Annotated in this window: 13 protein-coding genes; 10 read left to right on the top strand and 3 right to left on the bottom strand. The window is 76.9% G+C overall.

All coding sequences use genetic code 11. The features are described 5' to 3' along the window. Position 1: 1 nt before the first annotated feature. A complete protein-coding gene (locus BXA05_RS00135; protein WP_061269147.1) occupies positions 2 to 1,009 on the bottom strand; it encodes a 1,4-dihydroxy-2-naphthoyl-CoA synthase in 1,008 nt (335 codons plus the stop codon). 23 nt (positions 1,010 to 1,032) lie between these two features. Then, on the bottom strand, positions 1,033 to 1,962 hold the full coding sequence (locus BXA05_RS00130; protein ID WP_076403214.1) for a DMT family transporter: 930 nt from the start codon (positions 1,960 to 1,962) through the stop codon (positions 1,033 to 1,035). A 66-nt stretch (positions 1,963 to 2,028) separates the two neighbouring features. Here BXA05_RS00130 and pdxR point away from each other — a divergent pair, with 66 nt between their 5' ends. The 6 genes from pdxR (at position 2,029) to BXA05_RS00100 (ending at position 9,599) form a co-directional block, all read left to right on the top strand. Next, positions 2,029 to 3,510: a MocR-like pyridoxine biosynthesis transcription factor PdxR gene (gene pdxR, locus BXA05_RS00125; protein ID WP_076403211.1), complete on the top strand. Its 1,482-nt coding sequence runs from the start codon at positions 2,029 to 2,031 to the stop codon at positions 3,508 to 3,510. Positions 3,511 to 3,542: 32 nt separating this feature from the next. Then, positions 3,543 to 4,154 (top strand): TetR/AcrR family transcriptional regulator, encoded by a 612-nt coding sequence (locus BXA05_RS00120; protein WP_076403208.1) that lies wholly within the window; start codon positions 3,543 to 3,545, stop codon positions 4,152 to 4,154. 34 nt (positions 4,155 to 4,188) lie between these two features. Continuing rightward, positions 4,189 to 4,908, top strand: coding sequence for a DUF1345 domain-containing protein (locus BXA05_RS00115; protein WP_051028631.1), 720 nt, complete (start codon positions 4,189 to 4,191; stop codon positions 4,906 to 4,908). A gap of 71 nt (positions 4,909 to 4,979) precedes the next feature. Next, on the top strand, positions 4,980 to 5,978 hold the full coding sequence (locus BXA05_RS00110; protein ID WP_076403205.1) for an o-succinylbenzoate synthase: 999 nt from the start codon (positions 4,980 to 4,982) through the stop codon (positions 5,976 to 5,978). Then, positions 5,975 to 7,861, top strand: a complete 1,887-nt coding sequence (gene menD / locus BXA05_RS00105; RefSeq protein ID WP_076403202.1) for a 2-succinyl-5-enolpyruvyl-6-hydroxy-3-cyclohexene-1-carboxylic-acid synthase — start codon at positions 5,975 to 5,977, stop codon at positions 7,859 to 7,861. Before BXA05_RS00110 ends, menD begins: the two co-directional genes overlap by 4 nt. A 94-nt stretch (positions 7,862 to 7,955) precedes the next feature. After that, a complete protein-coding gene (locus BXA05_RS00100; RefSeq protein WP_076403200.1) occupies positions 7,956 to 9,599 on the top strand; it encodes a trypsin-like peptidase domain-containing protein in 1,644 nt (547 codons plus the stop codon). 190 nt (positions 9,600 to 9,789) lie between these two features. Here BXA05_RS00100 and BXA05_RS00095 read toward each other — a convergent pair whose 3' ends face one another. Further along, a complete protein-coding gene (locus BXA05_RS00095) occupies positions 9,790 to 11,157 on the bottom strand; it encodes an isochorismate synthase (protein ID WP_076403197.1) in 1,368 nt (455 codons plus the stop codon). Positions 11,158 to 11,219: 62 nt separating this feature from the next. Here BXA05_RS00095 and BXA05_RS00090 point away from each other — a divergent pair, with 62 nt between their 5' ends. The 4 genes from BXA05_RS00090 to BXA05_RS00075 all read left to right on the top strand — a co-directional run bounded on the left by BXA05_RS00090 (position 11,220) and on the right by BXA05_RS00075 (position 14,704). Then, positions 11,220 to 11,915 (top strand): demethylmenaquinone methyltransferase, encoded by a 696-nt coding sequence (locus BXA05_RS00090; RefSeq protein WP_043653744.1) that lies wholly within the window; start codon positions 11,220 to 11,222, stop codon positions 11,913 to 11,915. A gap of 394 nt (positions 11,916 to 12,309) precedes the next feature. After that, positions 12,310 to 13,611: a geranylgeranyl reductase family protein gene (locus BXA05_RS00085; RefSeq protein WP_244550350.1), complete on the top strand. Its 1,302-nt coding sequence runs from the start codon at positions 12,310 to 12,312 to the stop codon at positions 13,609 to 13,611. A 121-nt stretch (positions 13,612 to 13,732) separates the two neighbouring features. Next, positions 13,733 to 14,095 (top strand): NADH-quinone oxidoreductase subunit A, encoded by a 363-nt coding sequence (locus BXA05_RS00080; RefSeq protein WP_021481795.1) that lies wholly within the window; start codon positions 13,733 to 13,735, stop codon positions 14,093 to 14,095. Between the two features lie 57 nt (positions 14,096 to 14,152). Further along, positions 14,153 to 14,704, top strand: a complete 552-nt coding sequence (locus BXA05_RS00075) for a NuoB/complex I 20 kDa subunit family protein (protein ID WP_021481794.1) — start codon at positions 14,153 to 14,155, stop codon at positions 14,702 to 14,704. Positions 14,705 to 14,726 lie beyond the last annotated feature (22 nt).

The following is a 14,726-nucleotide window of genomic DNA, read 5'->3' as shown; positions in this document are numbered from 1 at the left end:
GTCAGAACGCGTAGCCGAAGCGTCCCCAGTCCGGGTCGCGCCGCTCGAGGAACGCGTCGCGCCCCTCGACGGCCTCGTCCGTCATGTACGCCAGCCGCGTCGCCTCGCCCGCGAAGACCTGCTGCCCCATGAGCCCGTCGTCCGCGAGGTTGAACGCGAACTTCAGCATCCGGATCGCCTGCGGCGACTTCGTCGCGATCACGCGCGCGTACTCGATCGCGAGCGCCTCCAGGTCCGCGTGGTCCGCGACCTCGTTGACCGCGCCCCACTCGAACGCGTCCTGCGCGGAGTACTCCCGCGCGAGGAAGAAGATCTCCCGCGCGCGCTTCTGGCCCACCTGCCGCGCGAGGTACGCCGAGCCGTAGCCCCCGTCGAACGACCCGACGTTCGCGTCGGTCTGCTTGAACCGCGCGTGCTCGCGGCTCGCGATCGACAGGTCCGCGACGACGTGCAGCGAGTGCCCGCCGCCCGCGGCCCAGCCGTTGACGACCGCGACCACGACCTTCGGCATGGTCCGGATGAGGCGCTGCACCTCGAGGATGTGCAGGCGCCCCGCGCGGCCCGGGTCGACGGCGTCGCGCGTGTGCACGTCCCCGCCGCCGTCGGGCGCGGTCGTGTACTGGTAGCCGGAGCGCCCGCGGATGCGCTGGTCGCCGCCCGAGCAGAACGCCCACCCGCCGTCCTTGGGCGAGGGCCCGTTGCCCGTGAGGAGCACGGTCCCGACGTCGGACGTCATGCGCGCGTGGTCGAGGACGCGGTACAGCTCGTCCACGGTGTGGGGCCGGAACGCGTTGCGCACCTCGGGCCGGTCGAACGCGACGCGGACCACGGGCAGGTCCCGCACGACGGCGCCGTCGGCGTCGCGCTCGACGCCGCGGTGGTAGGTGAGGTCGGTGAGCGCCTCGAAGCCGTCGACCTCGCGCCAGGCGCGGGGGTCGAACGTCTCGGAGACCTGGCGGGGGAGCGCGTGCTCCCGGCCGGCGGGGGCGCGGCTCGCGTCGTCGGGCACGGCGGGGGTGGGGTCGGTGCTGCTCACGCCCGCCACGGTAGCCGGTGGGCGAGCGGGCGGCGTGCGCGCGCCGGGGCGAGGCCGAGCACGAGCCCCGCTCCCACGACGAGCGTCCCGACGACCGACCGCGCGGTCGGCTCCTCGAACCCGAGCACGACCGACGCGACGAGCGCTGCCACGGGCAGCAGGCCCGCGAACAGCCCGGCGCGCGCGGGCCCGATCGTCGCGAGCCCGGAGTACCAGAGGAGGAACGCGACGGCCGTGACGACGACGGCGAGGTACCCGAGCGCGGCGAGCTCGGCGCCGTCGGGCACCGCGAGGAACGGGCTCCCCGACACCTGCTGCCGCACGAGCCCGAGCACGGCGAGCTGCGGCACGGCGAGGACGCACGCGTAGGCGGAGACGCGCAGCGCGCCGAGCGTCGGCAGGAGGGGGACGGCGAGGAGCGAGAAGCACACCTCGCACGCGAGCGCGCCGAGCGCGAGCGCGACGCCGACGGGGTCGCCCGCGCCGCCGCCCTCGACGACCACGACCCCGGCGGTCACGACGACGGCGGCCGCGAGGGTGCGGACCGCGAGCCGTCGGGCCCGCAGCGCGCCCGCGGCCGCGAGGACGACGGGCGAGGCGCCCACGACGGCCCCGACGAGCGACGGGTCGGCGCGGCCCGCGCTCTCGACGACGAGGACGCTGAAGCCGACGAGCCCCGTGGCCGCGAGCGCGGTCAGGCGCCCGAGCGCGCGGGGCGAGGGGAGCACCCAGGGGACCCGGCGCACGGCGAGGACGGCGAGCAGGACGAGCGCGGCGACGGCGTAGCGCGCGGCCTGGCCGCCCACCACCGGGAACCCGGCGAGGGCCGCGGACGCGACGAACGACGAGCCGACGATCGCCATGCCCGCGGCGCAGCGCAGGTCGCCGGTCCGCAGGCTGCCGGGACGCTCGGGTGCGGGTGTCATGCCTCGACGGTAGGAGCGTCGTGGACCAGGGTGCAGGGCCAGGTCGTGCCTGGTTCACTGGGCCAGATGACGACCCGGCTCGCGCCCGAGGCCCTGCTGCTCGTGCTCGGCCCGCGCCCCGCGCGCGACGTCGGCCGCTGGCTCCAGGACGGCCTGCGCGCGGCCGTCGTCGAGGGACGGGTCGCGGCGGGCACGGTCCTGCCGTCTGGCCGGGACGCGGCCGTCGCGCTCGGGCTCTCGCGCGGCACGGTGACGACGGCGGTCGACGTGCTCGTCGGCGAGGGGCTGCTCGTTTCCCGGCCGCGGTCGGGCGTCGTCGTCGCGGCGCTCCCCGCGGCGCCGTCCCCCCGGGGGGCGCCGCCCGCACGGAGCCCGGGGACCGGGAGCACCCGGCACGGCACGGCGGGCCCCCGGCCCGTGAGCGTCGGGACCCCGGACCCGGCGCTGTTCCCCCGGGCGGCGTGGGCGCGCGCGGTCCGCGACGGCGTCCGCGGGCTCGCGGACGCCGACCTCGGCTACCCGGACCCCCAGGGGCTGCCCGCGCTGCGCGAGGCGCTCGCGGAGCACCTGCGCCGCAGCCGTGGCGCGCACGTGACCGCGCACGACGTCGTCGTGGTGAGCGGCGTCGCCCAGGCGCTCGCGCTGCTCGCGCGGCTGCTCGCCGCGGGCCGGGTGGCGCCCGCGCCGGGGTCAGGGCCAGGGGCAGGGGCAGGGACAGAGCCCGTCACGGTCGCCGTCGAGGACCCGTCGTCGCGGGGCGCGCTCGAGCTCCTGCGCGACGCGGGGACCCGGCCCGCGGGCGTGCCCGTCGACGCCGACGGGCTCCGGACCGACCTGCTCCCCGAGGACGCGCGCGCCGCGCTCGTGACGCCCGCGCACCAGTTCCCGCTCGGCGTCGTGCTCGCGCCGGCCCGCCGTCGTGCGCTGCTCGCGTGGGCCGCCGCGGGGGACCGCCTCGTGCTCGAGGACGACTACGACGCCGAGCTGCGCTACGACCGTCGGCCCGTCGCGTCGGTGCAGCCCCTGGACCCCGAGCGGGTCGTGCTGCTCGGCTCCGTCTCCAAGCTCCTGTCGCCCGCGCTGCGGCTCGGCTGGGTCGTCGCGCCGCCGCGCGTCGTCGGGCCGCTCGTCGAGGCCAAGCGCCACGCCGACCTCGGCACGTCCGTCCCCGAGCAGGCGGCGCTCGCGGCGCTCCTCGGCTCCGGCGCGTACCAGCGGCACCTGCGCCGGGCCCGGGTCGTCTACCAGCGGCGGCGCCGCGCGCTGCTCGCCGCGCTCGGCGAGGCCCTGCCCGGCGTCACGGTCGGGGGCGTCGCGGCGGGTCTCCACCTCGTCGTCCCGCTCCCCGGCCCGGCGGCCGAGGACGTGGCGGTCGACGGGCTGCGCGCGGCCGGCGTCCCCGTCGAGCCCCTGAGCGGGACGGGCGTCGAGCGCGTCGAGCCGACCGAGCACGGCGTGGTCGTCGGCACGGCGCGCGTGCGCGAGCCCGACGTCGCGCGCGTCGTCGACGCGCTGCGGGCGGCGGGCGCGGGACGCCTGCCCGCCTGACGAGCGCGCGGCCGGTGCCCTACGGTGTGCGGGTGGGGACGACGCCGACCGAGACCGCCGACCGACGACCCGGACCGCGGCGCCAGGCGCGCGGTGTCGCGCGCCGGGACGCGATCGTCCGCGCCGCCGCGGACCTCATCCTCCAGGACGGCCCCGCGGCGGTGACCCACCGGGCCGTCGCGACGCGCGCCGACGTCCCGCTCGCCGCCACCACCTACTACTTCACCGGCCTCGACGACCTCATGGGCGCGGCCGGCGAGCTCATCGTCACCGGGTGGGCGGAGCACGCGCACGGTGCCGCGGAGCGCGCGGCACAGGGCGGGGACCGGGCCCGGGAGGACGCGCGCGTCCTCGTCGACGCCGTCCTGCCGCCCGGCGGGGAGAGCGAGCTGCGCGGCTTCTACGAGCACCTCGTCGGCGCGGGCCGCTACCCGGCGCTCGCCCGGGCCTACGGGAAGGGCCGGCAGGGGCTGGACGACGCCGTCGCGCAGCTCCTCGCCGTGCGAGGCCTCGGCCACGTCGCGGCGTCGCTCCTCGTCGCGGTCGTCGACGGCGCCGCCGTGAGCGCGCTGAGCGAGGGCCGCGACGCGCGCGCGCTCGCGGTCCGCCTCGTCGGCGAGCTCGTGGCACCCGGACCGCGCTGAGTCCGCGCGCCGCCGCCGGGTAGCCTCGCGGCCCATGACCCGACGCCCGTCCACCGCCCGACCGGCCCTGCGCGACCGCCTCGTCCCCGAGACCACCCGGACCCTCGTCTCGACCGTCGTCGCGCTCGTGACCGGTCCGGTCGTCGTGCTCCTCGCAGAGGGCCCGCTCGGCCTCGACGACCGGACGGTCCCCGTGGCGGCGGGCCTCCTCGTGTGGGTCGTGCTCGCCGGGCTCTCCTGCACGCTGACGTGCGTCGCGTTCGCCGGGCGCCGCGGCCCCGAGCTCGAGCGGGCGCTGCTGCGCGCGCACCCCGACGGGCGCGGCCGCGTCCGCACGCTGCTCCTCGGCGGCGGGTCGACGGCGTGGTCCGTCCAGTTCGCGGTCATGGCGCTGCTCGTCGGGTTCGCCCTCGCCCAGGGCGTCGCCTGGGCAGCGGCCCCCGCGCTGACCGTGCTCGGCGTCGCGGTCATCGTCGTGTCGTGGGTCGCGGTGCTCGTGTCCCACACCGTGCACTACGCGCGCCGCGACGTCGCGGCCGGCGACGGCCTCGGGTTCGCGTTCCCCGGCGAGGGACCGCGCGCCTACGCCGACTACGTGTACCTCGCGGCGGGCGTGAGCACGACCTTCTCGACCGCCGACGTCACGGTGCTCGACTCCGTCACGCGCCGGATGGTCACGACCCACGCCGTCGTCGCGTTCGCGTTCAACGCCGTGATCGTCGCGCTCGTCGTCGTGGTGCTCGTCAACGCGTGAGGGCCGCGCGCTGCGGCCGTGCGCGCGTCGGTGCCGCGGGCCGACGACGACGCGTGGCATAGCCTGGGCGCGTGCCCGACTCCCGCGCCGTCGTCTACCGCACCCGACTCACCACCCGGTTCCGCGGGCTCGACGCGCGCGACGGCGTCCTCCTGCGCGGAGACGCCGGCTGGGGCGAGTTCTCGCCCTTCTGGGACTACGACGACGCCGAGTCCGCCTCCTGGCTGCGCGCCGCGCACGAGGCGGCCGACGACGGCTGGCCCGCCCCCGTCCGCGACCGGGTCCCCGTGAACGTGACCGTCCCGGCGGTCGAGCCCGACCGCGCCCGGGAGCTCGTCGCCGCGTCCGGCGGGTGCCGCACCGCCAAGGTCAAGGTCGCGCAGCGTGGGCCCGACGGCACGCTCGAACCCCTCGACGCCGAGGTCGCGCGCCTCGAGGCCGTGCGCGACGCGCTCGGACCGGGCGGTCGGGTGCGCGTCGACGCGAACGGCGCCTGGGACCCCGAGGAGGCGCTGCGCCGCCTCCCGCACCTCGACCGCGCGGCGGGCGGGCTCGAGTACGTCGAGCAGCCGTGCCCCGACGTGGCCGGTCTCGCGGCCGTGCGGCGCGGCCAGCGCGGCGACACCGCCGTGCCCGTCGCCGCCGACGAGTCGATCCGGCGCGCCGAGGACCCGCTCGCCGTCGTGCGCGCGGACGCGGCCGACGTCGTGGTGCTCAAGGTGCAGCCGCTCGGCGGCGTGCGCGCGTGCCTCGACCTCGCCGAGCAGGTGCGGCTGCCCGTCGTCGTGTCGTCGGCGCTCGAGTCGTCGGTCGGCATCGCCGCGGGCGTCGCGCTCGCCGCCGCGCTCCCCGCGCTGCCGTACGCGTGCGGCCTCGCGACCGTGAACCTGTTCGCCGCCGACGTCGTGCCCGCGCCGCTCGTGCCCGCCGACGGGGCCCTGCTCGTGACGCGTCCCGCACCGAGCGCGGAGGCGCTCGCCGCGACCGCGCCGGACCCGGAGACCGACCGACGGTGGCGCGCGCGCCTCGAGCGCGTCGCCGGCCTCGTGGCCACCGGGGGTGCGCGATGAGCGCCGCCCTCGACCCGCTGCTCGACGGCCTGGACGCGCAGCCGCCCGCGGTGCGCAGCGCGTTCGCGCTCGTGCACCGCCTCGCGCTCGAGGGCGTCGCGGACGTCGTGCTCGCCCCCGGCTCGCGCAGCGCGCCGCTCGCGTACGCGCTCGCGGCGGCGGCCGACCTCGGCCACCTCACGCTGCACGTGCGCGTCGACGAGCGCGCGGCCGGGTTCCTCGCCGTCGGGCTCTCGCGCGGCGCGGGCCCGCTCGTGCGCGGCGGCGTCGCGCTGCCCCGGGCCGTCGCGGTCGTCACGACGTCGGGGACGGCCGTCGCGAACCTGCACCCCGCGGTCCTCGAGGCGCACCACACGGGCGTCCCGCTCGTGCTCCTCACCGCCGACCGGCCGCACGAGCTGCGCGGCACGGGCGCGAACCAGACGACCCACCAGGCCGGGATCTTCGGCCCCGCGACGCGGTTCGCGGCGGACGTCCCGGCACCCGACGGACGCCCGGGCGAGGTCCGTGACCTCCTCGCCGTCACGGCGCGCGCGCTCGCCGAGGCCGTGGGCGCGCGCTCGGGGCACCCCGGCCCGGTGCACCTCGACCTCGCGTACCGCGAGCCGCTCGTGCCCGTCGGCCTGCCCGACACTCCTCCCGACGTCGCGCTCGGTGGGCCCACCGCGCCCACCGCGCCCGACCCGGACCTTCCCGGTGTCCGCCCGGTCGTCGTCGTGCCGGCCGCCCCCGCGGCCGTGCCGACAGGCGTCGCGCCGGGCGACGTCACGGAGCCGCTCGGAACCCCCGTCGGCCCCATCGAGATGCCGGTCCCCGGCGAGCGGACGGTCGTCGTCGCGGGCGACGGCGCGGGCCCCGTCGCGCGCGATCTCGCCGAGGCGCGCGGCTGGCCGCTGCTCGCCGAGCCGTCGTCCGGGGCGGCGGGCGGCCGGCGCCTCGTCGTCGGGCACCCGCTCGTGCTCGGGGTCGACGCGCTCGTGGACGACGTGGAGCACGTCGTCGTGCTGGGGCGGCCGACGCTCTCGCGGCCGGTGCAGCGGCTGCTCGGGCGCGGGGACGTCGCGGTGACCGTCGTGGCACCGGGCTCGCGCCCCTGGCCCGACGCCGCGCGCAACGCCTCGACGGTGCTCCCCGTGGTGCCCGCGGGGTGGCTCGAGCCCGCGCCCGCCACGGGCTGGGCCGAGCGCTGGGGAACGGCGTCGGCCGCGGCGGCGGCCGTCATCAAGGCGGCGACCGACGGGGCCCGGACGGACGGCCCGAGCGTCGCGCGCGCGGTCGCCGCGGCGGGCGGCCCGGACGACCTGCTCGTGGTCGGCTCGTCGAGCCCGGTCCGCGACCTGGGCCTCGTGCTCGGCCTCGACGGGCACGGCCCGCGCGTGCTCGCCAACCGCGGCCTCGCGGGCATCGACGGCACCGTGTCGACGGCGCTCGGCGCGGCCCTCGCGACGGGTCGTGGCCACCGGCGCACCCGCGCGCTGCTCGGCGACCTCACCTTCCTCCACGACGTCGGCGGGCTGCTGCGCGGACCCGACGAGCCGCACGCGGACCTCCAGCTCGTCGTCGTGAACGACGACGGCGGCGCGATCTTCGCGGGGCTCGAGCCCGGGGCGCTGGGGGAGTCGTCCGAGGGCGCGCACCGCACGTTCGAGCGCGTCTTCGCGACGCCGCACGGCGCGCACCTCGCGCCGCTGTGCGCCGGTTACGGGGTGGACCACCAGCTCGTCCAGGACGTCCCCTCGTTGCGGCACGCGCTCGCGGCGCCGAGCCACGGCGTACAGGTCCTCGAGGTGCGTATCGGGCGCGCGGACCGCCGTCGCGAGGGCCTGCTCCTGGCGGACGACGTCCGGGCGGCGGTGCGCGCGGGGCTGTCCTCGGGCGGCTAGGGGCGCGGAAAAACTCGCAGCGGACTCCCAGGTTCGTTCAAGCGTCGTTCAAGCGCGGCGGTGTGAAGTAGTGGGCAGAAGAAGGAGGCCCACCATGACGAACACCCCGGGCACCGAGCCCACCCCCGTCCCGACGCCCGACGCCACGCAGCCGCTGCCGGCCGCGACCGCGGGCGAGCAGGCACCGGCCCAGCCGTCGGCGCACCCGACCGGCCACCCGACGCAGCCGCTCCCGCCGCACCCCGTGCAGCACCTCACGACGCCGCAGCCCGCCCCGACGGGCCACGCCACCGCACCCGCGGGGCACACGCCCGCCACGTCGCCGGCGAACCCGTACGCGCGACCCGCGCAGGGCGCGCCCGGCGCGCACACGCCGTCCGGCAGCTTCGGCCCGCCGCCCGCACCGCCGGCCCCGGCCACCGCCGGGGAGAGCGGCGCCCCGCAGCGCCGCCGCACCTGGGTGCCGGTCGTCAGCGCCGCGGCCGCCGCGGCGCTCCTCGCGAGCGTCGGCACCGCCGGCCTCACCGGCGCGTTCGGCGCCGACCAGGACTCCGCGTCGCTCGCCGACGTCGGCCAGCAGCACGAGACATCGGCCGCGCCCGTCGCCGACTCGTCGTCGCAGAACCCCGACTGGGAGGCCGTGACCAAGGCCGTCGCGCCGTCGGTCGTGGCGATCCAGGTCCAGACCCCGCAGGGCGGGGCCGAGGGCTCCGGCGTCATCATCGACGACAAGGGCCACGTGGTGACGAACAACCACGTGGTGTCCGGCGCCGAGAACGACACGGTCCAGGTCACGCTCAGCGACGGCCGCCTGTTCGACGCGAAGATCGTCGGGCTCGACCCGGCGACGGACCTCGCCGTCGTGCAGCTCGTCGACGCCCCCGACGACCTCCAGCCCGCGACGCTCGGCGACTCCGACGACGTGACCGTCGGCGAGTCGGTCCTCGCGGTCGGCAACCCGCTCGGCCTCGCGAACACGGCCACGACCGGCATCGTGTCGGCCGTCGACCGCCCGGTGTCCGCGTCCGGCGAGGGCGGCGGCACGTCCGTCGTCACGAACGCGATCCAGATCGACGCCGCGATCAACCCGGGCAACTCCGGCGGCCCGCTGTTCGACGCGCAGGGCCGTGTCATCGGCATCACGTCGTCGATCGCGACGCTGTCGAGCGGCGGTGGCCAGTCCGGCTCGATCGGCCTCGGGTTCGCCATCCCGGTGAACCTCGCCAAGACGATCGGTCAGCAGCTCGTCGACAACGGGACCGCGGAGCACGCGTTCCTCGGCGTGACGCTCGCCGACGCGACCGCGACGGCCGACGGCGTGACGCGCCGCGGCGCCGAGGTCCAGGAGGTCACCGACGGCTCGCCGGCCGCCGACGCGGGCATCCGCTCGGGCGACGTCATCGTCGCCATCGACGGCCACCCGGTCGGCGGGGCGGAGTCGCTCACGGCGTTCGTGCGCGAGCGGGCCGCGGGCGCCGAGTCGAAGCTCACCGTCGTCCGCGACGGCAAGACGCTCGAGCTCGACGTCACCCTCGCGACGCGCCCGGCGGACGACGAGACCACCGGTCAGGGGTCGCAGGGCGGCCAGGGGCAGACGCCGGGCCAGGACGGCCAGGGGCAGCTGCCCGGCCAGGGTGACCAGGGCGGCCAGCAGGGCGACCAGGGTCAGCAGGGCGACCCGACCGACCCGGGCAACGTCCCGAACCCGTTCGACTGGTTCTTCGGCGGCCAGGGCTGACCCGGCCCCGCACCCCGTCCCGCCACCTCCTCTGACCGTGGCGGGACGGTGGGCCGTCGGGGACGTCCCCGCCTCGGCGGCCCACCGCACCGAGCGGCCGGCACGGAACTCCGTGCCGGCCGCTCGTCGTCGTCCGGGGGTCTCTCGTCGGGGGCCTTCCGACGGGGTGCGGGCGCGGGGCGGTGGAGCGTCAGGCGTCGCCGAGCGCGTAGCGCATCGGCTCGAGCTTCGCCTCGGACTCGGCGACCTCGGCCGCCGGGTCGGACGCCGCGACGATCCCGCACCCGGCGAAGAGCCGCACGGAGCGCGGGTCGGTGCCCGACAGCTCGGCCGAGCGCAGCGCGATGCCCCACTCGCCGTCGCCGTCGGCGCCCAGCCACCCGACCGGGCCGGCGTACCGTCCGCGGTCCATGCCCTCGATCTCGCGGATGAGGTCGCGCGCGACGACCGTCGGCGTGCCGCACACCGCCGCGGAGGGGTGCAGCGCCGCCGCGAGCGCCAGGCTCGTCGGCCCGGCCGCGGCGCCGCCCGACGTCCCGGGCGCGCTCGCGCCGCGTGCGAGGACGGCCGTCACGTCGGACGCGAGGTGCATGACGTTCGGCAGGTGCAGCACGAACGGGGAGTCGGGGACGTTCATGGACGAGCAGAAGGGGGCGAGCGCCTGCGCGACGGACCGGACGGCGTACTCGTGCTCCTCCAGGTCCTTCGACGACCGGGCGAGCTGTGCGGCCCGCAGGAGCGCCTCGTCGTCGGACAGGCCGCCGCGCCGGATCGTGCCGGCGAGCACGCGGGAGGTCACGAGGCCCTTCTCGCTGCGGACGAGCAGCTCGGGGGTCGCGCCGACGAGTCCGTCGACCGAGAACGTCCAGCACGCCTCGTAGGCGGAGGCGAGGCGCGCGAGCAGCCAGCGCGGGTCCACGGGCTCGCTCGTGTGGGCGACGACGTCGCGCGCGAGCACCACCTTCTCCAGCGCGCCCGAGCGGATGCGCTCGACGCCCTCCGCGACGACGGCGGCCCAGTCGTCGGCGCCGAGCGCGCCGTCGTGCCAGGCCACCTCGCCCGGCGCGCGCACGGGCTCGCGCGGCGTGCGGCGCAGGGCGTCCGTGGGGGAGGAGGACAGGGAGCCGGCGGTGTCGACCGTCGTGAGCCACGCGTGGCCGTCACGTCGCCCGACGACGACGCGCGGCACGACGAGGACCCCGCCGGCCCGCACCGGGTCGTGCGCGTCGTCGCCCGGCGCGGAGTCGTCGAACGCGAACGAGCCGAACGCGACGGGGCCCGTGCCGGGCAGGCCCACCTCGTCGCGCACGACCGCGCGCGCGAGCGTCTCGTGCCACGCGGCCTCGGCGTCGGCGAACCGGCCGGGGCCCCACGTCTCGAGCCGCAGAGCCTCGCCCCAGCCGACGATCCCGTCGCCGCGGCGCACCCACGCGAGGGGCCGCGTGTCCGGCAGGAGGTCGACGAGGGCGTCGAGACCGCCGGGCAGGTCGGGGATCCGGGTGGTCCTCACGACCAGCGGGTGGGGCTGTGCGGCCGTGGCCGACGGTTCTGCGCTCATCGCCTCCCAGCGTAAGCCGCGGCGGTGCGACCCGGGCGCGGGGACGTGGAAGCATGGGCGCCATGCCCCGTGCCAACCTGGACAAGAAGCCCTCCGAGGTCGCGTCGATGTTCGACGGGATCGCCTCCCGGTACGACCTGACCAACGACATCCTGTCGCTCGGGCAGGACCGCGCGTGGCGCCGGGCGACGGTCCGCGCGGTCGGTGCGCTGCCGGGCGAGAAGGTCCTGGACCTGGCGGCCGGAACGGGCACGTCCTCGGAGCCGTTCGCCGACGACGGCGTGCGCGTCGTCCCGTGCGACTTCTCCATCGGCATGCTCCAGGTCGGCAAGGAGCGCCGCCCGGACCTCCCGTTCGTCGCCGGGGACGCGACGCGGCTCCCGTTCGCGGACGGCACGTTCGACGCGGTGACCATCTCGTTCGGGCTGCGCAACGTCGTCGACACCGAGGGGGCGCTGCGCGAGATGCTGCGCGTCGTGCGGCCGGGCGGGCGCGTGGTGATCTGCGAGTTCTCGACCCCCACGTGGGCGCCGTTCCGCGTCCTGTATCAGGAGTACCTGGTCCAGGCGCTGCCGCGCATCGCCTCGGCGGTGACGCGCGAGGGCGGGTCGTACGAGTACCTCGCCGAGTCGATCGCCGCGTGGCCGGACCAGCAGGGCCTGGGTCGTCTCCTGCTGCGCGCGGGCTGGGAGAAGGTCGCCTACCGCAACCTCTCCGGCGGGATCGTCGCGCTGCACCGGGGCGTGCGCCCGGCCTGACGCCACACCAGGACGAGGCCCCGCGCGTGCTGCGCGGGGCCTCGTCGTCGACCCCGGCGGCGTGCTGCTGCGTCGGCGCGCGTGCGCGTCCCTGACCTGGGGCGACGGTGCTCCGGGCGGGCGCGGACGCGCGGGAGGCTAGGCCATCGCGGCGCCGGCCCCCTTGCCCGCGAGTCCTCGTCCCCAGGGCCGGTCGTCGCCGGGTGCCAGGACCTTCGTCACAGGATCTCCCAGGGAAGGGTCGCCTTGCTACACATCTCCCGTCCGGAGTGACTAGAGTGGCGGTGTCCATTGTGACCGACTTCACAAGGACTGTGGGTGCATCGTGTCCCGAGCCGGGTCACGGTGGAGCACCGCACGAGGACCGAGACGACGGGACGGCGAGGTGAGCACGGTGGGCGCGAGGCTCGACGACGCCGACGTGATCGTCGTGGGCGCCGGCCCGGCCGGCTCCGCGGCCGCCCACTACTGCGCCGCCGCGGGCCTGAGCGTCCTCCTCCTCGAGAAGTCGGCGTTCCCGCGCGACAAGATCTGCGGCGACGGCCTGACGCCGCGCGCGGTCGCCGAGCTCGTGCGCATGGGCGTCCCCACGCGCGCCGAGGACGGCTGGATCCGCAACCGCGGGCTGCGCGTCGTCGCGAGCGGCCGCTCGTGGGAGCTCGCGTGGCCGGACCTCGCGTCCTACCCCAGCTACGGCATGGCCCGCGCGCGCCACTCGTTCGACCGCACGCTCGCCGAGCACGCGCAGCGCACCGGCGCCAAGCTGCTCGAGCGCACCGCCGTCACCGGCCCCGTCCTCGACGAGCGCACGGGCCGCGTCGTCGGCGTCACGGCACGCCCCGTCGACGAGAAGGGCCGGCGCGCCGGGGACGAGGTCACCTACCGGGCGCCCGTCGTCATCGCGGCCGACGGCGTCTCGTCCCGCTTCGCGCTCGCCCTCGGCCTCGCGCGGCGCGAGGACCGCCCGATCGGCGTCGCCGTCCGGACCTACTTCCGCACGCCCCGCCACGACGACCCGTGGATGGAGTCCCACCTCGAGCTGTGGGAGGGCACGCCGCGCGAGTCGAACCTCCTGCCGGGGTACGGCTGGATCTTCTCGCTCGGCGACGGCACGGCGAACGTCGGCCTCGGCTCGGTGAGCTCGACGCCCGCGCGGCAGTCCGCGGCGAACGTCGACTACAAGGACCTGTTCGCCACCTGGATGCGCAACGCGCCCGCCGAGTGGGAGTTCACGGAGGAGAACCGGCTCGCCCCGGTGCGCGGCGCGGCGCTGCCCATGGGCTTCAACCGCACGCCGCTGTACACGCGCGGCGTGCTGCTCGTCGGGGACTCGGGCGGCATGGTCAGCCCCTTCAACGGCGAGGGCATCGCCTACGCGATGCAGGCCGGGCGGGCGGCGGCCGACGTCGTCGCCCAGTCGCGCGCGCGGCTCACCGACGGCGGTCGCGAGCGCGCGCTGCAGACGTACCCGCGCCTCATGCGGCGCGATCTCGGCGGCTACTACACGCTCGGCCGGTACTTCGTGAAGCTCATCGAGCACCCCGAGATCATGCGGATCTGCACGCGCTACGGGCTCCCGCGCCCGGTCGTCATGCGGTTCGTGCTCAAGCTCCTGTCGGACTGCTACGAGCCCCGCGGCGGCGACTGGGTCGATCGCGTCATCGCCGGGCTGACCAGGGTGGTGCCATCGTCATGAGCCCACGAGGTGGGCCGGCACCCGCGCACCGCGCAGCGCCGGCACTCGCACCACCTGACCGCGGACCCGGACGACGTCGTCCGGGGAGACCCGTCCCGAGCCCCCACTCGAGGAGTCGACGATGACCAACCCGTACGTCCCGCTGCTCGTCCTCATGGGCGTGGCCGCCGTGCTGGCGCTCGGCGGCGTCGCCGCGAGCGCGGTCATCGGCCCCAAGCGGTACAACCGCGCCAAGCTCGACGCCTACGAGTGCGGCATCGAGCCCACGCCCCACGCCGTCGGCGGCGGGCGCTTCCCGATCAAGTACTACCTCGTCGCGATGACGTTCATCGTCTTCGACATCGAGGTCGTCTTCCTCTACCCGTGGGCCGTCGACTTCGCGACGCTCGCGACGTTCGGGCTGGTGGCGATGCTCGCGTTCCTCGCGCTCATCACCGTCCCGTTCGTCTACGAGTGGCGCCGCGGCGGCCTCGAGTGGGACTGACGGTGGCACCCAGCGGGGGCCCCGGCGGGCACCGGCGAGAGAACTAGGAGAGACACCATGGGGATCGAGGAAGCTCCCTCGGGCTTCTTGCTCACCACGATCGAGGACCTCGCGGGGTACCTGCGCAAGGCGTCGCTGTGGCCCGTGACCTTCGGCCTCGCGTGCTGCGCCATCGAGATGATGGCGGCGGGCGCGTCGCGGTTCGACCTGTCGCGCTTCGGCATGGAGGTCTTCCGCGCGTCGCCGCGCCAGGCGGACCTCATGATCGTGGCCGGGCGCGTGAGCCAGAAGATGGCGCCGGTCGTGCGGCAGGTCTACGACCAGATGAGCGAGCCCAAGTGGGTCCTGTCAATGGGCGTGTGCGCGTCGAGCGGCGGCATGTTCAACAACTACGCGATCGTCCAGGGCGTCGACCACGTCGTCCCGGTGGACATCTACCTGCCCGGCTGCCCGCCGCGGCCGGAGATGCTCATCAACGCGATCCTCGCGCTGCACGACCAGATCCAGCACGAGCCGCTCGGCGTGAACCGCAAGGAGGCGGCGCGCGCCGCCGAGGCGGCGGCGCTCGAGGCGACGCCCACGTTCCAGATGAAGGGGCTGCTGCGGTGACGGACGAGAAGAGCGGCGCCGG

Source organism: Cellulosimicrobium funkei, from assembly GCF_900155925.1.
Classification (GTDB): domain Bacteria; phylum Actinomycetota; class Actinomycetes; order Actinomycetales; family Cellulomonadaceae; genus Cellulosimicrobium; species Cellulosimicrobium funkei.
This window is presented reverse-complemented; position numbering and strand designations above follow the sequence as displayed.